At 57.7% G+C, this 19676-nt stretch carries 19 protein-coding genes; 15 read left to right on the plus strand and 4 right to left on the minus strand.

Going from position 1 to position 19676, the window contains the following annotated elements:
* The first annotated feature begins 48 nt into the window (after nt 1-48).
* The 3 genes from malZ to IM299_RS10520 all read left to right on the plus strand — a co-directional run bounded on the left by malZ (nt 49) and on the right by IM299_RS10520 (nt 5955).
* Nucleotides 49-1866: a maltodextrin glucosidase gene (gene malZ / locus IM299_RS10510; RefSeq protein WP_193357454.1), complete on the plus strand. Its 1818-nt coding sequence runs from the start codon at nt 49-51 to the stop codon at nt 1864-1866.
* 85 nt (nt 1867-1951) lie between these two features.
* Nucleotides 1952-4573, plus strand: coding sequence for a DUF2339 domain-containing protein (locus IM299_RS10515; RefSeq protein WP_193357455.1), 2622 nt, complete (start codon nt 1952-1954; stop codon nt 4571-4573).
* Nucleotides 4570-5955 carry a DUF3999 domain-containing protein gene (locus IM299_RS10520; RefSeq protein ID WP_193357456.1) on the plus strand — a complete coding sequence of 462 codons (1386 nt, stop codon included), beginning with the start codon at nt 4570-4572 and terminating at the stop codon, nt 5953-5955. The genes IM299_RS10515 and IM299_RS10520 overlap by 4 nt, the downstream gene beginning before the upstream one ends.
* A 43-nt stretch (nt 5956-5998) precedes the next feature.
* Here the strand turns inward: IM299_RS10520 and IM299_RS10525 are convergent, their stop codons facing one another.
* A complete protein-coding gene (locus IM299_RS10525; RefSeq protein ID WP_003859113.1) occupies nt 5999-6601 on the minus strand; it encodes a peroxiredoxin C in 603 nt (200 codons plus the stop codon).
* Between the two features lie 127 nt (nt 6602-6728).
* The gene (gene acpH / locus IM299_RS10530) at nt 6729-7310 is read right to left on the minus strand and encodes an ACP phosphodiesterase (protein WP_041911095.1); all 582 of its coding nucleotides are present in this window, start codon (nt 7308-7310) and stop codon (nt 6729-6731) included.
* Nucleotides 7311-7402: 92 nt separating this feature from the next.
* On the opposite strand from acpH, the gene queA reads away from it, so the two are divergent.
* The 7 genes from queA (at nt 7403) to IM299_RS10565 (ending at nt 14069) form a co-directional block, all read left to right on the plus strand.
* Nucleotides 7403-8473, plus strand: a complete 1071-nt coding sequence (gene queA, locus IM299_RS10535; protein WP_028012140.1) for a tRNA preQ1(34) S-adenosylmethionine ribosyltransferase-isomerase QueA — start codon at nt 7403-7405, stop codon at nt 8471-8473.
* A 53-nt stretch (nt 8474-8526) separates the two neighbouring features.
* Entirely contained in the window at nt 8527-9654 is a 1128-nt protein-coding gene (tgt, locus tag IM299_RS10540; RefSeq protein ID WP_045259930.1) for a tRNA guanosine(34) transglycosylase Tgt, read from the plus strand.
* 22 nt (nt 9655-9676) lie between these two features.
* A complete protein-coding gene (gene yajC / locus IM299_RS10545; RefSeq protein ID WP_000007630.1) occupies nt 9677-10009 on the plus strand; it encodes a preprotein translocase subunit YajC in 333 nt (110 codons plus the stop codon).
* A 27-nt stretch (nt 10010-10036) separates the two neighbouring features.
* The gene (gene secD / locus IM299_RS10550) at nt 10037-11884 is read left to right on the plus strand and encodes a protein translocase subunit SecD (RefSeq protein ID WP_062935949.1); all 1848 of its coding nucleotides are present in this window, start codon (nt 10037-10039) and stop codon (nt 11882-11884) included.
* A gap of 10 nt (nt 11885-11894) precedes the next feature.
* Nucleotides 11895-12866, plus strand: a complete 972-nt coding sequence (gene secF, locus IM299_RS10555) for a protein translocase subunit SecF (RefSeq protein ID WP_028012143.1) — start codon at nt 11895-11897, stop codon at nt 12864-12866.
* A gap of 142 nt (nt 12867-13008) precedes the next feature.
* A complete protein-coding gene (locus IM299_RS10560; RefSeq protein ID WP_193357457.1) occupies nt 13009-13374 on the plus strand; it encodes a VOC family protein in 366 nt (121 codons plus the stop codon).
* A gap of 14 nt (nt 13375-13388) precedes the next feature.
* Nucleotides 13389-14069: a YafY family protein gene (locus IM299_RS10565; RefSeq protein ID WP_028012145.1), complete on the plus strand. Its 681-nt coding sequence runs from the start codon at nt 13389-13391 to the stop codon at nt 14067-14069.
* A 129-nt stretch (nt 14070-14198) separates the two neighbouring features.
* On the opposite strand, the gene IM299_RS10570 is transcribed toward IM299_RS10565, so the two are convergent.
* Both IM299_RS10570 and IM299_RS10575 read right to left on the minus strand, forming a co-directional pair.
* Nucleotides 14199-15083, minus strand: a complete 885-nt coding sequence (locus IM299_RS10570) for a nucleoside-specific channel-forming protein Tsx (RefSeq protein ID WP_048957512.1) — start codon at nt 15081-15083, stop codon at nt 14199-14201.
* A gap of 270 nt (nt 15084-15353) precedes the next feature.
* Entirely contained in the window at nt 15354-15893 is a 540-nt protein-coding gene (locus IM299_RS10575) for a DUF3251 domain-containing protein (RefSeq protein ID WP_193357458.1), read from the minus strand.
* A 152-nt stretch (nt 15894-16045) separates the two neighbouring features.
* On the opposite strand from IM299_RS10575, the gene nrdR reads away from it, so the two are divergent.
* The 5 genes from nrdR (at nt 16046) to thiL (ending at nt 19651) form a co-directional block, all read left to right on the plus strand.
* The gene (gene nrdR / locus IM299_RS10580) at nt 16046-16495 is read left to right on the plus strand and encodes a transcriptional regulator NrdR (protein WP_008503337.1); all 450 of its coding nucleotides are present in this window, start codon (nt 16046-16048) and stop codon (nt 16493-16495) included.
* Between the two features lie 4 nt (nt 16496-16499).
* Nucleotides 16500-17603 carry a bifunctional diaminohydroxyphosphoribosylaminopyrimidine deaminase/5-amino-6-(5-phosphoribosylamino)uracil reductase RibD gene (gene ribD / locus IM299_RS10585; protein WP_193357459.1) on the plus strand — a complete coding sequence of 368 codons (1104 nt, stop codon included), beginning with the start codon at nt 16500-16502 and terminating at the stop codon, nt 17601-17603.
* A gap of 87 nt (nt 17604-17690) precedes the next feature.
* Entirely contained in the window at nt 17691-18161 is a 471-nt protein-coding gene (gene ribE / locus IM299_RS10590; protein WP_006176874.1) for a 6,7-dimethyl-8-ribityllumazine synthase, read from the plus strand.
* A 21-nt stretch (nt 18162-18182) separates the two neighbouring features.
* Nucleotides 18183-18602, plus strand: coding sequence for a transcription antitermination factor NusB (nusB, locus tag IM299_RS10595; protein WP_006809908.1), 420 nt, complete (start codon nt 18183-18185; stop codon nt 18600-18602).
* Nucleotides 18603-18679: 77 nt separating this feature from the next.
* A complete protein-coding gene (gene thiL / locus IM299_RS10600; protein WP_041911088.1) occupies nt 18680-19651 on the plus strand; it encodes a thiamine-phosphate kinase in 972 nt (323 codons plus the stop codon).
* The last annotated feature ends 25 nt before the right edge of the window (nt 19652-19676 follow it).

Genomic DNA, 19676 nt, shown 5'->3' on the forward strand with positions numbered 1-19676 from the left:
AACCACCCTGTGGCAAGGTGACGTCAATTTCATCAGAGGGGATTCGTGATGTTAAACGCCTGGCACCTTCCGGTTGCCCCATTTGTTAAGCAAAACAAAGACAACCTTGTGATTACGCTCTGGCTGGCGGGGGAAAACCAGCCGGAACGCGTGACGCTCCGCGCCGAAATTGATAACGAAGAGACCGGGCTGAAAATGCACAAGCTGCGCAGCCAGCCGCAGCCGGGGATTACGGCTTGGCGGGCGAATATCGATTTGCGCACCGGGCAGCCGCGCCGTCGCTATAGCTTTAAGCTTTTGTGGAACAACCGTCAGCTGTGGTTTACCCCGCAGGGGTTTAGCCGTTTCCCACCGGCCCGGCTGGAGCAGTTCGCCGTCGATTACCCGGATAACGGCCCGCAGTGGGTTAACGATCAGGTCTTTTATCAGATTTTCCCGGACCGCTTTGCGCGCAGCGAAAAACGCACCGCCGGCCAGGACAAGGTCTATTACCATCATGCCGCGGGTCACGACATCATCCTGAAAAAATGGGATGAACCGGTGACGGCGCAGGCGGGCGGCTCGACGTTCTACGGCGGCGATCTCGACGGCATCAGCGAAAAGCTACCGTACCTGAAAAAACTCGGCGTGACGGCGCTGTACCTCAACCCGGTGTTTAAAGCCCCGAGCGTACACAAATACGATACCGAAGATTATCGCCACGTTGACGCGCAGTTTGGCGGTGACGAGGCGCTGCTGCGCCTGCGTAAGAACACCCAAAAAGAAGGCATGCGCCTCATTCTGGACGGTGTGTTCAACCACAGCGGCGATTCGCACGCGTGGTTTGACCGTCATAACCAGTCGATGGGCGGGGCATGTCATAACCCGGATTCGCCACAGCGCGACTGGTACAGCTTTAGCGAGGAGGGCCGCGCGCTGGACTGGCTGGGCTACCCGAGCCTGCCGAAGCTGGATTTCCAGTCGCCGTCACTGGTGAACGAGATTTACGGCGGGGAAGACAGCATCGTGCGTCACTGGCTGAAGGCGCCGTGGAATATGGACGGCTGGCGTCTGGATGTAGTGCATATGCTCGGTGAAGCGGGCGGGGCGCGAAATAACCTTCAGCACGTGGCCGGGATCGCGCGTTCGGCGAAAGCGGCCCAGCCGGAGGCGTTTGTCTTTGGCGAACACTTTGGCGACGCGCGCCAGTGGCTGCAAAACGATGCCGAAGATGCGGCGATGAACTATCGCGGCTTTACCTTCCCGCTGTGGGGATTCCTGGCTAACACCGATATCTCCTACGATCCGAACCATATCGACGCCGAAACCTGTGCCGCGTGGATGGATAACTATCGCGCTGGCCTGTCGCATCAGCAGCAGCTGCGGATGTTTAACCAGCTCGATAGCCACGACACCGCGCGCTTTAAATCCCTGCTCGGCAAGGATGTGGCGCGTCTGCCGCTGGCGGTCACCTGGCTCTTCACCTGGCCGGGCGTACCGTGCATTTACTACGGAGACGAAGTGGGGCTGGACGGCAACAACGATCCGTTCTGCCGCAAAACCTTCCCGTGGGCACCAGAGAAGCAGGACAAAGTGCTGTTCAGCCTGTATCAGCGGCTGGCGAAGCTGCGCAAACAGAGTCTCGCCCTGCGCTACGGCGGCTGTCAGGTGGCGTACGCCCATGATAATGTGGTGGTCTTTGTCCGCGTCTATAATCAGCAGCGCGTGCTGGTGGCGATTAACCGGGGCGAGGCCTGCGAAGTGGTGCTGGATGATTCGCCGCTGCTTAAGGTGGCGACGTGGACGAACAAAGAGGGCAAGGCGACGATACAGGATGGCGTGCTGGCGCTGCCTGCGGTATCCGCGACGGTCTGGCTCGGTAGCTAATGCGCTAAAGTTTCCCCTTTTAAGATGGCGCAAATGCAACGATTTGTGTCAATCTTAACGGATCGTTTACGGTGAAGGTGGAAACATGGACGAGCTTTACATCCTTGGCTGTTTATTCCTGGTTTTTGCGCTGCTGGTTGCCCCCGTGCTTGCGGTTATCGGGTTTAATCGAAGCACGGCGGCGCAGCAGGAGATCGCCCGGCTACGCCAGCGCATTGAGGTGCTTGAGCAGCGCGGCGCAGCTCAGGTAGCGCCGGAGACAGAACAGGTGCAAGCGGTCACTCCGGCTGTCGTGACCGCACCGGTGGCTGAGGACGCGCCCGCGCCTGTCGATCCCTGGCGTCCCGACATTCCTACAGCCGAGGCAAAACCCGCTCCGGCCCCTGCGCCTGCGGCTAAACAGCCTTCTGCCTTTGGTGGCATTGTGACGTCGCTGACGCGCTGGTTTATGCAAGGTAATCCCCTGGCGAAGCTTGGCATTCTGCTGCTCTTCCTCGGCCTCTCTTTCCTGCTGCGCTATACCGTTGAACACTCCCTGTTCCCGCTTGAGCTACGCCTGGTGGCGACGGCGCTGTTTGCCATCGTGCTGCTGGCGGTTGGGTGGCGGCTGCGGCACAAGCAGCCGATCTACGCGCTTATCTTACAGGGCGGGGCGACGGGCATTCTCTACCTGACGGTCTTCGGCGCCTTCCGGCTCTGGCAGATGCTGCCGATGACGCTGGCCTTTGCGCTACTGGTGGTGATTTGCGCCGCGAGCGTTGGGCTGGCCGTGCTGCAGAAAGCGCTGAGCCTTGCCATGCTGGCGAGCCTCGGCGGGTATCTTGCGCCGCTGCTGCTATCTACCGGGGGCGGCAACTTTGTGGCGCTGTTTTCCTTCTATCTCCTGCTTTCCATCGGCATTCTCGCCATCAGCATCTGGCAGCACTGGCGCGAGCTCAACCTGCTCGGGCTGCTGTTTACCTTTGGCGTGGGCGGCCTGTGGGGGCTAAGTGAGTACCAGCCTGAAGACTATTGGATCTGCCAGCTGTTCCTGATTGCCAATACGCTGATATTCGGCGTGCTGAGCGTGGCGCTGTCGCTGCGGGCGCAGGAGAAAGGAAAGCAGATTATTGACGGCGTGCTGCTGTTTGCCCCGCCGCTGATAGGCTTTGGGATGCAGTACGGTATGACCCGGCACTGGGAATATGGTCCGGCCCTGAGCGCTTTGGGATACGGCGCATTTTATCTTGCCCTCGCTTTCCTTGCCCTGCGCCGCTATCCGTCCATCGGGCGACCTCTGGTGATGGCGGCGCTGGCGATCGGCGGCGGGTTTGCCACGCTTGCGATTCCGCTCGCGCTCTCCGCGCGGTGGACGGCGATGGCCTGGGCGCTGGAGGGGCTGGGCATCCTCTGGCTGGGCGTGCAGCAGCACCAGCGGCGCATGAGCTATAGCGGGACGGCGCTGCTGGTGCTGGCGCTCGGCAGCGCGCTGTGGGCGCAGATGAACGGCGTTACGCCGCTGAGCCTGCTGCTTATCTTCGCCATCCTCAGCCTTTGCTGGCTGGCTGCGGCCTGGCTGTGGCGGAACCTCTTTCTGCCGGTTAGCTGGGCGCTGCTGGCAGGCGGGCTGCTGTTCTGGCTCGTGGCGCTATTTGGCGCGTCGCGGCTGGTGTTGAAGCAGGAATTGCCTGTTCTGGCAGGCGTGCTGGCGCTGACGGCGGCGTCGGTCTGGGGCTGGCGTCAGACTGCCGCTCGTCTGGCGTGGCGGGAGCTGGATGCCAGCAAATGGCTGCTGTGGCCGCTGATGCTGGTGATGGTGGGCTATCAGCTCTCGCACCAGCAGATGTTTGCCGCCGGCTGGTCAAATCTGGCCTGGGGTATTGCGCTTCCCGCCGCGCTGATGCTGCTGCGGCGCGACGGCGCCCGTTTAGCGCCGCGCATCTCTATGGGGCTGCATCTGGCGCTGTTCTGGATGATATTACTGGCGCTGGCGGCGGAGCTTTACTGGTTTGCCCGGTCGCTGCCGTGGGGCATGGCGGCCTGGGGCAGCGGGCTGGCGATGGCCGCAGGCGGCGGGGTGATTATGGCGCTCTCTGCGGCGGTGCGCCGTCGCGGGTGGCCGTTCCGGGAGTGGCCCGCGCTCTACGCGTGCATAGCACCGATCCCCGTGCTCGTGGCGCTGCTGGTATTGCTGGTGGTGACCAATTTCCAGGACGGCGTGGTTTATCGTCAGACCTGGCTGCCGCTGGTGAACCCGCTTGAAGAAGGCGCGGCGTTTGCGCTGCTGGGGCTGGTGGTCTTTTACCGGGCGGTGGATCGCTACTACCCGACGCAGCTCTTGCAGGCCCGTCCGTGGCCTGCCGTCGCGATTATGGCGTTTGGCTTCTGGTGGCTTAACGGTGCGCTGATGCGCGCTCTGGCCTGGTACGGCGACGTGGCCTGGAATATGGCGTCGCTGTGGGATTCGCGGCTGATCCAGACCACGTTTGCCCTGTTCTGGATGCTGAGCGCGCTGGTGATCATGGTCCACGCCACCCGTAGGGCTTCCCGTCAGGAGTGGCTTGGCGGTGCCGCGCTGCTGGGCGTGGTGATGGTTAAACTGATGCTGGTGGACAGCGCGGGTGGAGGCGGTCTGTCGCGTGCGGTGGCGTTTATCGGCGTGGCAATACTGGTGCTGATCGTGGGGTATTTCTCGCCGCTACCGCCCAAAACAGGAGATGAAAAATGAAATGGATGAAAGCGGTAGCTTGTACCGCTCTGCTGGCGCTTGCAGGCCCGGCGTTCTGCGACGAGGTACAAACGGAATCGCCCCGGGACTATGCCTTTGGCCGCTCGCTGGATACGTCTGCCCCTTCCCAGTGGTATCGGGTGACGCTGCCGCTCGCCGTCTATACGCAGAGCACGTCGCCGGATCTGCATGACGTTCGCGTCTTTAACCAGTCGGGCGAGCCGGTTCCCTTCAGCCTGGTCACCGCGACGCGTCCGCAGGTGGCAGCGCAATCCACGGCGCTGCGCCTCTTTCCTCTGGACGCCTCACCGCTTGCGCCTGCGCGTGGGGATGAGGGCAGCGATAAGATCCTGCTCCGTTCCGGAAACGGCGTAGAGATTGTGCTGGAGGGGCAAAAAGCCGCCGCAGCCGGGCAGCATTATCTGCTGACCCTGCCGGAGCAGGCTACGGGTGAGATTGCCCTGTCCCAGCTGCAGCTGCTCTGGAATACCCCTCAGGCGCCGTGGCAGGGAACGGCGTCGGTCTACTACAGCGAGGATCTTAAGCGCTGGTATACCCTGCGCGAGGATATGCCGCTGCTGGACGTGATGAGCGGGCAGGATCGTCTTAAGCTCGATCGGATCGATACCGATATCGTTTTGTCTCCCGATACGAATCGCTATCTCCTGGTTGTGCTGAATGCTCAGAGCCAGGGGGTGACCTTAACCGGCGTTAACGCGATTAGCGCTCCTGCGCGGGCGACGCCGGACGCGATCGATCTTGAGGGGGTAGGGGAGCAGCTATCGACAAGCGAAGCGCAGTGGCACTGGGCGCGGCCGCAGCCGCTGAGAGCTATCAGCATTTTACTGAATGGCGACGGCGTCCTTCCCGTGGAGATAGCGTGGCGGAGTACGGAAAAAGACACATGGCACCCCCTGAAAAAAGAGGTGCTTTACCGTCTGGAGGGCAAAACGTCTCCACCGGTTTCGCTTAGCGGAGGCCTGGTGCAGGCGGTGAAAATCACGACGCTGAATGCGCGCCTGCCGGAATACCTGCCGGGCGTCACCGGGCATCGTGACCGCTATGATCTGGTGTTCAACGCGCAGGGAAAAGCGCCATACATGCTTGCCTGGGGTAATGGCGCTGCAAAGCCTGCCAGCGTGGAGCCTGACATGCTGATCCCAGCCGATCTGCGCAAAACCTATGATATGGAGCACCTGCCGCAGGCCGACATTCTGGATGATGTCCCGTTAGGCGGCGAGGGGCGTCTGACCGCTACCTCTGCGTCCGAGCGGGAGAGCCGGATGAACGCGCTGCTGGTGTGGGGCGTGCTAATTGCGGGCGTAATTCTGCTGGCGGGAATGGCCTGGCGCATCTGGCGAGAGACGCGGCGTAAAGCATAAAAAAAGGCCCGCATAAGCGGGCCTTCTTCGTAAACCGTGCCGATTACAGGCTGGATACGTTCTCAGACAGGTATTTAGCAACGCCGTCCGGGGAAGCAGCCATACCTTCTTTACCTTTTTCCCACTGAGCCGGGCACACTTCGCCGTGCTCTTCGTGGAACTGCAGCGCGTCAACCATGCGCAGCATTTCGTCGATGTTACGACCCAGCGGCAGATCGTTCACAACCTGGTGACGAACGATGCCGTTTGCGTCGATCAGGAAGGAACCGCGCAGCGCAACGCCAGCGTCCGGATGTTCGATACCGTAAGCCTGCTGGATTTCGCGTTTGATGTCCGCAACCATTGCGTATTTCACCGCACCGATGCCGCCGTTTTCGACAGGGGTGTTACGCCATGCGTTGTGTACAAATTCAGAGTCGAAGGAGACGCCAACCACTTCCACGCCACGCTTCTGGAATTCTTCATAACGTTTGTCGAACGCGATCAGCTCAGACGGGCAAACGAAAGTGAAGTCCATTGGCCAGAAGAACAGAACGGTCGCTTTACCGTTGGTGTGCTGTTTGAAGTTGAAGTTTTCAACGATTTCACCGTTGCCCAGAACTGCTGCAGCTGTAAAATCCGGAGCCGGACGAGTTACCAGAACCATATGATTCTCCTGTAGATACTAAGGTTATTTGGAACGCAACGCGAGCCAGTATAGAGAGTGTTCGTGGATAAGACAAAGAGGTGGTGACAATCGTTCCGCCAGCTTTTACCTATCAATGATCGTGCTGTCAGAGCTGCTTGTTTTTCGCCTGCGCCATCATGCGCGGATAGAACTGCCAGAATTGGCTCTCCAGCGCATCGTAATGCTCATCCAGGTCGTACCAGGAGTCGCGCAGCGCATCCAGCCGCGGGCGACGGCTCGCCATGCCATTCAAGACATTCTGGATAAAGTCCATCTCGCGATAGCGCTCCAGCCAGCGTTCCGACCACAGGTAGTTATTCAGATTCACAAAACGCGGCGGCGAATCGGGCAAAATGATCGACACCTGCTGGTGGGCGTAGCGCACAAACGCCGGCAACGGCATCTCCGGCGAGAGCTGTTCCCAGTGGCGAGACAGGAAATGGTCCCACATCACGTCGAGCGTGATCGGCGCAACGCGGCGCGTTTCAGGGCGAAACCACGCTTTCGCTTCCGTCACCTCGGGCAGATTATCAGTGATGACATCAATGCGGCGGTGCATAAAAATCCCGTCGACAACCTCGGGAGAATACGCTTCAGCGGGGTTGCCGCGCACGAAATCGGCCAGCAAATTGCCGGAAAGGGAGCTGTCAGCGAGGTGTGCGAGATGCAGGTGAGCGAGAAAATTCATGCGTTTTATTTGTCCAGTGGCGGCTAGTTGTTGCAGCAAAAGGGTGTGAGCACTAGACTATGCCGCCTGTTTTTAAGTCACGAGTATACGTCATGCGCGTCGCCGATTTCTCCTTTGAACTACCTGAATCCCTGATTGCTCACTATCCCATGCCTGAGCGCAGCAGCTGTCGCTTACTGTCACTGGATGGGCCAACGGGCGAGCTGACGCACGGTACTTTCACCGATTTGCTCGACAAGCTCAACCCTGGCGATCTGCTGGTCTTTAACAATACCCGCGTGATCCCGGCGCGCCTGTTTGGCCGTAAGGCCAGCGGCGGCAAGATTGAAGTGCTGGTCGAACGTATGCTCGATGATAAACGTATTCTGGCACATATTCGCGCTTCCAAAGCGCCGAAGCCGGGCGCGGAGCTGCTGCTGGGTGATGACGAAAGCATCAAGGCGACCATGACCGCGCGCCACGACGCGCTGTTCGAGGTGGCGTTCGACGACGAGCGCACGGTGCTCGATATCCTGAACGCCATCGGCCATATGCCGCTGCCGCCGTACATTGAGCGCCCGGACGAAGAGGCCGACCGCGAGCTGTACCAGACCGTCTACAGCCAGAAGCCTGGCGCGGTCGCGGCGCCAACCGCAGGTCTGCACTTTGATGAACCGCTGCTGGAAAAGCTGCGCGCGAAGGGCGTTGAGATGGCGTTTGTGACGCTGCACGTCGGCGCGGGCACCTTCCAGCCGGTGCGGGTGGACAGCATTGAAGACCACATCATGCACTCCGAGTATGCCGAAGTGCCGCAGGATGTGGTGGACGCGGTGCTGGCGGCGAAAGCGCGCGGTAGCCGCGTCGTGGCCGTCGGTACGACGTCCGTGCGTTCACTGGAGAGCGCCGCGCAGGCAGCTAAAAACGGTCTTATCGAGCCGTTCTTTGGCGATACGCAGATCTTCATCTACCCGGGCTATCAGTACAAAGTGATTGACGCGCTGGTGACCAACTTCCATCTGCCTGAATCGACGCTGATTATGCTGGTCTCTGCGTTTGCGGGTTATCAGCATACGATGAATGCGTACAAGTCTGCGGTAGAACAAAAATATCGCTTTTTTAGCTACGGGGACGCGATGTTTATCACGTACAATCCGCTGGCTTTGAATGAGCGTGTCGGGGAATAAGTCCGTGGCACCGTATGACAACGTTGGACTGTTTTTCTGACGTCGGAGAAAAAATGAAATTTGAACTCGATACCACCGATGGCCGCGCGCGTCGCGGTCGCCTGGTGTTTGATCGCGGCGTGGTGGAAACCCCCGCGTTTATGCCTGTGGGCACGTACGGCACCGTAAAAGGGATGACGCCGGAAGAAGTTGAAGCCACGGGCGCACAGATTATCCTCGGCAATACCTTCCACCTGTGGCTGCGTCCAGGTCAGGAGATCATGAAGCTCCACGGCGATCTGCACGATTTTATGCAGTGGAAAGGCCCGATCCTGACCGACTCCGGCGGCTTCCAGGTCTTCAGCCTGGGCGATATCCGCAAGATCACCGAGCAGGGCGTACACTTCCGTAACCCGATCAACGGCGATCCGATTTTCCTCGATCCCGAAAAGTCGATGGAGATTCAGTACGATCTCGGCTCCGACATCGTGATGATCTTCGACGAATGTACGCCGTACCCGGCAGACTGGGACTACGCGAAACGCTCTATGGAGATGTCTCTGCGCTGGGCGAAGCGCAGCCGCGACCGTTTTGACTCCCTGCAGAACAAAAATGCGCTGTTCGGCATCATTCAGGGCAGCGTTTACGAAGATTTACGCGATATCTCTGTTAAAGGTCTGGTAGAGATAGGTTTTGATGGCTACGCTGTCGGCGGTTTGGCTGTGGGTGAGCCGAAGGAAGACATGCACCGCATTCTGGAGCACGTCTGCCCGCAAATCCCGGCGGATAAACCACGATACCTGATGGGTGTGGGTAAACCCGAAGATCTGGTGGAAGGCGTACGTCGCGGCATTGATATGTTCGACTGCGTGATGCCAACCCGCAACGCGCGTAACGGTCATCTGTTCGTTACCGATGGCGTGGTGAAAATCCGTAACGCGAAGCATAAGAGTGACACCAGCCCGCTCGATTCCGAGTGCGATTGCTATACCTGTCGCAATTATTCTCGCGCGTATCTGCATCATCTCGATCGTTGTAATGAGATTTTGGGCGCGCGTCTCAATACGATTCATAATCTTCGCTACTATCAGCGCTTAATGTCTGGTTTACGCAAGGCTATCGAAGAGGGTAAATTAGAGAGCTTCGTGACCGATTTTTACCAACGTCAGGGGCGGGATGTTCCACCGTTGAACGTTGATTAATATTAATAATGAGGGAATTTGAATGAGCTTTTTTATTTCTGATGCGGTAGCGGCAACAGGTGCTCCGGCGCAGGGCAGCCCGATGTCTCTGATCCTGATGCTGGTTGTGTTCGGTCTGATCTTCTACTTCATGATCCTGCGCCCACAGCAGAAGCGTACCAAAGAGCACAAAAAGCTGATGGACTCCATCGCGAAAGGCGATGAAGTGCTGACCAACGGTGGTCTGGTCGGTCGCGTAACCAAAGTGGCTGAAAGCGGCTACATTGCTATCGCCCTGAACGACACCACTGAAGTGGTTATCAAACGTGACTTCGTAGCTGCCGTTCTGCCGAAAGGCACCATGAAGGCGCTGTAATCCCAACTTTTCCCAAAGGGAACTGCCGTGTTAAACCGTTATCCTTTGTGGAAGTACATCATGCTGGTCGTCGTGATTATCGTCGGCCTGCTGTACGCGCTTCCCAACCTGTATGGTGAGGATCCGGCCGTTCAAATCACTGGCGCGCGCGGTGTCGCCGCCAGTGAGCAAACGCTGATCCAGGTCCAGAAAACGTTACAAGAAGAAAAAATTACCGCTAAGTCTGTGGCTCTGGAAGAGGGTGCAATTCTTGCTCGCTTCGACACCACCGACACGCAGCTCCGCGCTCGCGAAGCGCTGATGGGCGTGCTGGGTGACAAATATGTCGTGGCGCTTAACCTTGCTCCTGCAACCCCTCGCTGGCTGGCTGCGCTGAACGCAGAGCCAATGAAGCTGGGTCTTGACCTGCGTGGCGGCGTTCACTTCCTGATGGAAGTGGATATGGATACCGCGCTCGGCAAGCTGCAGGAACAGAATATCGACAGCCTGCGCAGCGATCTGCGCGACAAAGGCATCCCATACACTACCGTGCGTAAAGAAGATAACTACGGCATGAGCATCACGTTCCGCGACAGCGCGGCGCGCGATCAGGCTGTAGATTACCTGACCCAACGTCACCGTGACCTGGTGATCTCCTCGCAGGGCAGCAACCAGCTGCGTGCGGTGATGACCGATGCGCGTCTGAAAGAAGCGCGTGAATATGCCGTTCAGCAGAACATCAACATTCTGCGTAACCGTGTAAACCAGCTGGGCGTGGCTGAGCCGCTGGTACAGCGTCAGGGTGCTGACCGTATCGTGGTTGAACTGCCGGGTATCCAGGATACCGCGCGTGCGAAAGAGATCCTCGGTGCGACCGCGACGCTGGAATTCCGTCTGGTGAACTCCAATGTCGATCAGTCTGCCGCGGCGTCTGGCCGTATTCCGGGTGACTCCGAAGTGAAACAGACCCGCGAAGGTCAGCCGGTTGTGCTGTACAAGCGCGTGATCCTGACCGGTGACCACATCACTGACTCCACTTCAAGCCAGGATGAGTACAACCAGCCGCAGGTTAACATCTCGCTGGATAGCGCGGGTGGTAACATCATGTCTAACTTCACCAAGGACAACATCGGCAAACCGATGGCGACCCTGTTCGTGGAGTACAAAGACAGCGGTAAGAAAGATGCAAATGGTCGTGCGGTGCTGGTGAAAGAGGAAGAGGTGATTAACATCGCCAACATCCAGTCTCGTCTGGGTAACAGCTTCCGTATTACCGGTATTAACAACCCGAACGAAGCGCGTCAGCTCTCGCTGCTGCTGCGTGCCGGTGCGCTGATTGCGCCAATTCAGATTGTTGAAGAACGTACCATTGGTCCAACTCTGGGTATGCAAAACATCCAGCAGGGTCTGGAAGCGTGTCTGGCCGGTCTGGCGGTCTCTATCCTCTTCATGATCTTCTTCTATAAGAAGTTCGGTCTGATTGCGACCTCCGCGCTGATCGCAAACCTGGTGCTGATCATCGGCATTATGTCCCTGCTGCCGGGGGCGACGCTGACCATGCCGGGGATTGCGGGTATCGTTCTGACCCTTGCGGTGGCGGTCGACGCCAACGTACTGATTAACGAACGTATCAAAGAAGAGTTGAGCAACGGTCGCTCTGTCCAGCAGGCGATTGACGAAGGTTATAAAGGCGCGTTCAGCTCTATCTTCGATGCGAACGTAACAACACTGATTAAGGTTCTTATCCTGTATGCAGTGGGTACTGGCGCGATCAAAGGCTTTGCGATTACCACCGGTATCGGTGTCGCAACGTCAATGTTTACCGCTATTGTCGGCACCCGTGCCATCGTGAACCTGCTGTACGGCGGCAAGCGCGTCAAAAAGCTGTCTATCTGAGGAGTGCGTTGTGGCACAGGAATATACTGTTGAACAATTGAACCATGGCCGTAAAGTCTGGGACTTTATGCGCTGGGACTACTGGGCTTTCGGCATTTCAGGTTTACTGCTGATTCTGTCCATCATCGTTATGGGCGTGAAAGGCTTTAACTGGGGGCTGGATTTCACCGGTGGTACGGTCATCGAGATCTCCCTGGAAAAACCGGTCGATATGGACCAGATGCGCCTGTCTCTGCAGAAAGCGGGCTTTGAAGAGCCGCTGCTGCAGAACTTCGGCAGCAGCCGCGACATCATGGTGCGTATGCCGCCGGTGCACGATGCCAACGGCAGCCAGGAGCTGGGCAGCAAGGTCGTACAGGTCATTAACGAAACCACCAGCCAGAGCGCGGCGGTCAAGCGTATTGAGTTCGTCGGCCCGAGCGTGGGTGCGGACCTGGCGCAAACCGGCGCCATGGCGCTGCTGGTGGCGCTGATCTCCATCCTGGTGTACGTCGGTTTCCGCTTCGAGTGGCGACTGGCGGCCGGTGTGGTTATCGCCCTGGCGCACGACGTGGTGATCACCATGGGCATACTGTCTCTGTTCCACATTGAGATTGACCTGACCATCGTGGCATCCCTGATGTCCGTAATCGGTTACTCACTGAACGACAGTATCGTGGTATCTGACCGTATCCGTGAAAACTTCCGTAAGATCCGTCGCGGCACGCCGTACGAAATCTTTAACGTGTCGTTGACCCAGACGCTGCATCGTACCTTGATCACCTCCGGTACTACCCTGATGGTGATCCTGATGCTGTTCCTCTTCGGTGGCCCGGTGCTGGAAGGCTTCTCGCTGACCATGCTGATCGGTGTCTCCATCGGTACGGCGTCGTCTATCTACGTGGCGTCCGCTCTGGCACTGAAACTTGGCATGAAGCGCGAGCACCTGCTCCAGCAGAAGGTCGAGAAAGAAGGGGCGGATCAGCCGTCCATTCTGCCGTAAGGCGACGTTTAGCGCGTTATCGGAATCCCGGTCTGTTGACCGGGATTTTTTTTATCTGCTCCTGACAAACACTCCTGACAGTATGCTGTCAGGAGCCCTGCCGTAGACTCCTTCTGAACCCAAACAACAGGCAGGAGGATGTATGAAAAGCGTAATTAACTGGTTTGAAATTCCGGTTTCGGATATGGATCGCGCCATCAAATTTTATGAGCCGGTGATGCAACTCGCGCTGCGTCGCGAGAAAATGGACATTGCCGAGCTGGCGGTTTTCCCGCATGAGGATCCCGCAACCGGAGGAGCGCTGGCAAAATTTGACGGCGTTACGCCCTCTTTGCAGGGCGCTATTATTTACCTGCATACTGACAATCTGGCGGCCACGCTCGATCGCATTGCCTCTGCGGGCGGCGAGTGCGTGTTTGGCCCGCTGGAACTGCCGCATGATATCGGCACTATCGCACTGTTTACCGACAGCGAGGGTAACCGCGTCGGCCTTCATCAACCTGCCTGAGAGCGAATGACGTTATGACCCGACGCGCTGACCGTTTGTTTCAGATTGTGCAGATCCTGCGGGGCAGGCGTCTGACAACGGCAGCGCATCTGGCGGACCGGCTTGGCGTGTCCGAGCGCACGGTCTACCGCGATATCCGCGACCTGTCGCTTTCCGGCGTGCCGGTGGAAGGCGAGGCGGGAAGCGGATATCGGCTGATGTCGGGTTTTGACCTGCCGCCGCTGATGCTGACAAATAAGGAATCCGAAGCGCTGATGGTCGCGATTCGCCTGCTCAAAACCTGGGGAGGTGAATCGCTGTCGCGCGAGCTGGAGTCGGCCCAGGAGAAGGTGCTGGCTATTCTGCCCGAGGAGAGCCGCAGAAAGGCGGAGCAGACGCGGATCTACGCCCCGGATTTTTGCATGCAAAGCCACTCCCGCAGCGATTTTGACATGATTCACCAGGCGATTTCCGCTCAGCGCGTATTGGCGCTGCATTATCGTGATGAAGCCGGGCTACTCTCAAAACGTGAGGTACAGCCGCTGGGGTTGTTCTTCTGGGGAGAGCGCTGGCTGCTGGCGGCATGGTGTGAACGGCGCGATGACTACCGCTGTTTCCGGCTCGACCGGTGTCTCAATGTTGTAATGACGGAGAGGCGGTTCAGTGAGAGTGCGGACAGGTCTTTGGCGGATTTTTTGCGCAAGGTGAAGCAGTAAAAAGCCGGGTGGCGAGGTAAAAGCAAAACGGCAACGATGTTGCCGTTTTTTGTGTTTGCGCCCTCTCCCGTGGGTGTACAGTGGGAGAGGGAAGGGGTGAGGGCACCAGCCCGCACAATCCCGCACTGATTAGAAGTTGTAACCCACGACCAGGTAACCACCCCAGCCGGTAGAACGGACGCTGAAATCGCCGTTACCGAAGTTCAGGCTCGCGTCGTCGTTCCACTGACCACCGTTATGCCAGTAACGCGCAACAACAGAGTAGTGCCAGTGATCGTAGTTCAGCGCCAGGATGTGGCTGGAAGCGATGGAGTCGTTGGTGCGCGCTTTTCTGCCGTTCAGGTCGCGGAAATCGTTGTCGCCCAGGTCTGAGCCCCAGTCAAAGTTGGTGAAACCGATGTAGCTCAGGTTGCCGCCCCACAGCTGGGTGATTGGCACAAAGTATTTCACTTTGAAACGGTAGCCGTCCCACTCGTTTTCGTTCGCGGCACCGTAGTTCTGCCACTGGTACTTCGCGTACACGTTCATGGACAGGCTCATTGGCAGACCGGTATCGATGTCCGTACCCAGACCCATATACCAGGTGCTCTGACGACCGGACTTATTGCGGCCCATGTCGTAGATGTAGTTGTTCGCGAAGTACCACTCTTTGAACGGACCAAACGCCAGGCTGGTACCGGTCAGTTTGTCGATGGAGAAGCGCGGTTCAATCTCCATGAACAGTGGGGAACCGTGGTTCCAGATACCTTTCGCATCGGTGTTACCACCGAAGAACACAGGCGCATCCATATAGCCGTAGAAATCAAACCAGTCTTTCTTGGCGAATGCTTCATATTCCAGGTAGGTATCGTTGCGGATCTGCGGTCCGAAACGGGTGTGGTAGCTGCCTACCACGTTAACGCTCTGGTGCCACCAGTCGGAGAGGTATTGTGGTTTCTCGTTTTCCGCTGCGTTAACAGTGAAAGAGGAGGACAGTGCCAGAACTGCACCGGCTGCGAGTAATGTTTTTTTCATAATCATGCCACTGATTGAAATTCCCTTCCGGGAGTGAAAAATGCGCGAATTGCGTTTCTAAATATTTCGTGTTTCTGCGGTGCCTATTATAGGAATCCCTGCTCACAAAAATATGTGTTGTTTCACATATCTCTCACACGCGTAATCGATTGCGTTCACGTTTGCGTACTTTAAACGGCCGGGATTGTAGCGGCAATCATTTCTGTTGCCAATCCATACGAAATGTAAATGTTAGCGGAGTGACATTTCACTCCGCTCAAAAGGAAGGGATTACTGCGCGGCGGGTTGGATATCGTGAATGCGGATAAAGCCTAACTGCTCAGGCGTAAGTCCGCTTAGCTGAAGTGGAATATCCACATCGCTGGGCGCTAACACGCTGGCCGGAGCGGTGAACAGCTGGTTCTTCACGTTTACCTCCTGGTAGCTCTCCGTGGTGCCCTGGATCTGGCCCCACTCTACGGTGCCGCTGAAGGCGGGCAGCGGATCGTTGGACTCACCGTAAATACGTAATGTTGCGCGCGTACCATCCGCATTCGCCGCCACATTCACCAGAGACATCTTCAGCGTGCCAATCTGGCTGTTAAGCAGGGCAGGCGTATTCGCTCCTGGCAGCAGATATACCCCGCTGGTGGATTTAGCGTTCAGCGCGTTTTGCTGGGTGATCTTCACCGTTTCTTTGTTCAGTTTGTCCATCGCCGTGTTGAGCGTATTCACGCTTTGGTTCATCTGGCGGACTTCGGTTTGCTGTGCACAGGCACTAAGGGTGAAGAGGCTCCCCACCAGTAAAATTTTCAGGTAACGTCTTGTCATAGCGTTTATTTCCTTGAAATAACGGATCCCCATAATGGTAGCCAGCAACGTACCGCCAGACATAGATCCTTTGTCTCAAAAAGCTCTTCCTTTGTTGTCGGGCCAGATCAGGGTAAAATGAAAATCAGTTAACCAGATAACAGGGATACCGTATGCATTGCCCATTCTGCTCCGCTGTGGATACCAAAGTCATCGACTCTCGCCTTGTGGGCGAAGGGTCTTCTGTGCGCCGTCGTCGGCAGTGTCTGGTGTGCAACGAGCGTTTCACGACCTTTGAGGTTGCAGAGCTGGTAATGCCGCGCGTGGTAAAAAGTAACGACGTGCGCGAGCCGTTTAACGAAGAGAAACTGCGCAGCGGAATGCTGAAGGCCCTCGAAAAACGGCCCGTCAGCGCGGATGATGTCGAAATGGCGTTAAACCACATTAAATCTTACCTGCGTGGCCTGGGCGAGCGTGAAGTGCCGAGCAAAATGATCGGCAACCTGGTGATGGAGCAGCTGAAAAAGCTCGATAAGGTCGCCTATATCCGCTTCGCCTCTGTCTACCGCAGTTTCGAAGATATCAAAGAGTTTGGCGAAGAGATCGCCCGCTTACAGGATTAAGCCCATGCAGGATGAGAAGTACATGGCGCGAGCCATGAAGCTGGCGCAGCGCGGTCGTTTTACCACCCATCCTAACCCCAACGTCGGGTGCGTTATCGTGAAAGATGGCGAGATCGTGGGGGAAGGGTTTCACTATCGCGCAGGCGAGCCGCATGCTGAAGTGCATGCCCTGCGTATGGCGGGGGAGAAAGCGCGAGGCGCGACGGCCTACGTGACGCTGGAGCCCTGCAGCCACCACGGGCGCACGCCGCCGTGCTGTGAAGCGCTGATTGCGGCAGGGGTTTCGCGCGTGGTCGCCGCTATGCAGGATCCTAACCCGCAGGTGGCGGGCCGCGGACTGTATCGTCTGCAACAGGAAGGGATCAACGTCAGCCACGGCCTGATGATGCAAGATGCGGAAGCCATCAACAAAGGCTTCCTGAAGCGCATGCGCACCGGCTTCCCCTTTATTCAGCTCAAGCTGGGCGCCTCGCTGGACGGCCGTACGGCAATGGCGAACGGTGAAAGCCAGTGGATCACCTCGCCGCAGGCAAGGCGCGATGTGCAACGTCTGCGTGCGCAAAGCCATGCTATCCTCACCAGCAGTGAAACCGTTCTGGCTGACGATCCGGCCATGACCGTGCGCTGGGATGAGCTGAATGCCGATACCCAGGCGCTTTATCCGCAGGAGAACCTGCGCCAGCCGCTGCGTATTATTATTGATAGCCAGAACCGCGTGACCCCGGCGCACCGCATCGTGCAGCAGCCGGGTGAAACCTGGATTGCGCGCACCAAAGAAGATACGCGCGAATGGCCGGAAGGCGTGCGCAGCATTATGGTGCCGGAGCATAACGGACATCTGGATCTCGTGGTGCTGATGATGTTGCTCGGCAAGCAGCAGGTGAACAGTATCTGGGTCGAAGCCGGTCCGACGCTCGCCGGCGCGCTGCTCCAGGCGGGGCTGGTGGATGAACTGCTCGTCTACGTTGCGCCTAAACTGTTAGGTCACGACGCGCGCGGCCTGTTTGTGCTGCCTGGCCTTGAAAAACTGGCCGATGCACCGCAACTCACATTCAGCGAGATTCGTCCGGTGGGTCCGGATGTCTGCCTCCATTTAACGACAGCGTAATTGCTCCCGAAATAGGGAAGCAGTGCGCAAAGTATTATGATAAAATCCGCCCCCCTGCGGGGCCAAATGAACCCGTAAAGGAAGAGTATGAACATTATTGAAGCTGCTGTAGCTACCCCGGACGCTCGCGTCGCCATCACCATTGCGCGTTTCAACAACTTCATCAACGATAGCCTGCTGGAAGGTGCGATTGACGCCCTGAAACGTATCGGCCAGGTTAAAGATGACAACATTACCGTTGTTTGGGTTCCAGGCGCTTATGAACTGCCACTGGCGGCGGGCGCGCTGGCGAAAACCGGTAAATACGACGCGGTGATTGCGCTGGGTACCGTTATTCGTGGCGGCACTGCGCACTTCGAATACGTTGCGGGCGGTGCAAGCAACGGTCTGGCACACGTTGCGCAGGATGCTGAAATTCCTGTCGCGTTCGGCGTGCTGACCACCGAAAGTATTGAACAAGCCATCGAACGTGCTGGCACCAAAGCCGGTAACAAAGGTGCAGAAGCTGCACTGACCGCGCTTGAAATGATCAATGTATTGAAAGCCATTAAGGCCTGATTTTTTTGTAAGGGGAATTCCGTGAAACCTGCTGCTCGTCGCCGCGCCCGTGAATGTGCCGTTCAGGCGCTTTACTCCTGGCAGTTGTCCCAGAACGACATCGCTGATGTTGAATACCAGTTCCTGTCAGAACAGGACGTGAAAGACGTTGACGTTCTGTACTTCCGTGAACTGCTGTCGGGAGTGGCGACTAATAGCGCGTATCTCGATGGCCTGATGAAGCCATACCTGTCCCGTCTGCTCGAAGAGCTGGGCCAGGTGGAAAAAGCAGTGTTGCGTATCGCGCTGTTTGAGCTGTCTAAACGTGATGATGTGCCGTACAAAGTGGCCATCAACGAAGCGATCGAACTGGCGAAAACCTTCGGCGCTGAAGACAGCCACAAGTTCGTTAACGGCGTACTTGATAAAGCCGCACCTGCGATCCGTCCCCACAAAAAGTGATCCGCAAACCGGAGTTCTGCATTGCCTGACGGGCAGTGCGGCTCCGGTTTTTTCTTTTATTTGCTGAGGCATAACGTATGGCATGCGGCGAATTCTCCCTGATTGCCCGTTATTTCGACCGTGTCAGAACCTCTCGTCTTGATGTTGAAACCGGCATTGGCGATGACTGTGCACTTCTCAATATTCCTGAAAAGCAGACGCTGGCAATCAGCACCGACACCTTAGTGTGCGGACGTCATTTCTTACCTGATATCGATCCTGCCGATCTGGCGTATAAAGCGCTGGCGGTCAACGTCAGCGATCTGGCGGCAATGGGCGCCGACCCGGCCTGGCTGACGCTGGCCCTGACGCTGCCGGAGGTGGATGAAGCCTGGCTTGAAGCGTTCAGCGATGCGCTGTTTGAACAGCTGAACTACTACGATATGCAGCTGATTGGCGGCGATACGACTGCCGGGCCGCTGTCGATGACGCTGGCGATCCACGGCTATGTGCCGCTCGGTCGCGCGCTGAAGCGCTCGGGCGCTAAACCGGGCGACTGGATCTACGTGACCGGTACGCCGGGAGACAGCGCGGCAGGGCTGGCGATCCTTCAGGATCGCTTAAACGTGAAGGACGCTGACGATGCGGCGTATCTGGTGAAGCGCCATCTGCGCCCGACACCGCGTATTCTGCACGGTCAGGCGCTGCGCGAGCGGGCCAGTTCGGCTATCGATCTCTCTGACGGTCTCATCTCGGACCTCGGCCATATCCTGAAGGCCAGCGGGGTGGGCGCGCGCGTTGACCTGGATCTGTTCCCGCTGTCGGAGCAACTGCTTCGCCATGTGGAGCCTGAGCAGGCGCTGCGCTGGGCGCTCTCCGGTGGGGAAGACTACGAGCTGTGCTTCACGGTGCCAGAGCTGAACCGTGGAACGCTGGACGTAGCATTGGCCCATCTTGGCGCAAAGTTTACCTGCATCGGTCAGATCATGCCGGAGAGTGAAGGGCTGAAGTTTGTGAAAGACGGTGCGCCCGTTACGCTGGACTGGAAAGGGTACGATCACTTCGGGTAAGTTTGTGCGCTCAGTATTGCCGGGT

Origin of the sequence: Enterobacter cloacae complex sp. P47BA, from assembly GCF_014930485.1 — a bacterium.
In the GTDB taxonomy this organism is placed as follows: domain Bacteria; phylum Pseudomonadota; class Gammaproteobacteria; order Enterobacterales; family Enterobacteriaceae; genus Enterobacter; species Enterobacter bugandensis.

Bases quoted from the DNA above. Each gene is read 5' to 3' on its own strand.
- ribD (WP_193357459.1), top strand. From the start codon at position 16,500: ATGCAGGATGAGAAGTACATGGCGCGAGCCATGAAGCTGGCGCAGCGC.
- nrdR (WP_008503337.1), top strand. From the start codon at position 16,046: ATGCATTGCCCATTCTGCTCCGCTGTGGATACCAAAGTCATCGACTCT.
- malZ (WP_193357454.1), top strand. From the start codon at position 49: ATGTTAAACGCCTGGCACCTTCCGGTTGCCCCATTTGTTAAGCAAAAC.
- IM299_RS10560 (WP_193357457.1), top strand. From the start codon at position 13,009: ATGAAAAGCGTAATTAACTGGTTTGAAATTCCGGTTTCGGATATGGAT.
- IM299_RS10575 (WP_193357458.1), bottom strand. From the start codon at position 15,893: ATGACAAGACGTTACCTGAAAATTTTACTGGTGGGGAGCCTCTTCACC.
- queA (WP_028012140.1), top strand. From the start codon at position 7,403: ATGCGCGTCGCCGATTTCTCCTTTGAACTACCTGAATCCCTGATTGCT.
- IM299_RS10520 (WP_193357456.1), top strand. From the start codon at position 4,570: ATGAAATGGATGAAAGCGGTAGCTTGTACCGCTCTGCTGGCGCTTGCA.
- IM299_RS10565 (WP_028012145.1), top strand. From the start codon at position 13,389: ATGACCCGACGCGCTGACCGTTTGTTTCAGATTGTGCAGATCCTGCGG.
- IM299_RS10570 (WP_048957512.1), bottom strand. From the start codon at position 15,083: ATGAAAAAAACATTACTCGCAGCCGGTGCAGTTCTGGCACTGTCCTCC.
- IM299_RS10515 (WP_193357455.1), top strand. From the start codon at position 1,952: ATGGACGAGCTTTACATCCTTGGCTGTTTATTCCTGGTTTTTGCGCTG.
- yajC (WP_000007630.1), top strand. From the start codon at position 9,677: ATGAGCTTTTTTATTTCTGATGCGGTAGCGGCAACAGGTGCTCCGGCG.
- thiL (WP_041911088.1), top strand. From the start codon at position 18,680: ATGGCATGCGGCGAATTCTCCCTGATTGCCCGTTATTTCGACCGTGTC.
- ribE (WP_006176874.1), top strand. From the start codon at position 17,691: ATGAACATTATTGAAGCTGCTGTAGCTACCCCGGACGCTCGCGTCGCC.
- acpH (WP_041911095.1), bottom strand. From the start codon at position 7,310: ATGAATTTTCTCGCTCACCTGCATCTCGCACACCTCGCTGACAGCTCC.
- tgt (WP_045259930.1), top strand. From the start codon at position 8,527: ATGAAATTTGAACTCGATACCACCGATGGCCGCGCGCGTCGCGGTCGC.
- IM299_RS10525 (WP_003859113.1), bottom strand. From the start codon at position 6,601: ATGGTTCTGGTAACTCGTCCGGCTCCGGATTTTACAGCTGCAGCAGTT.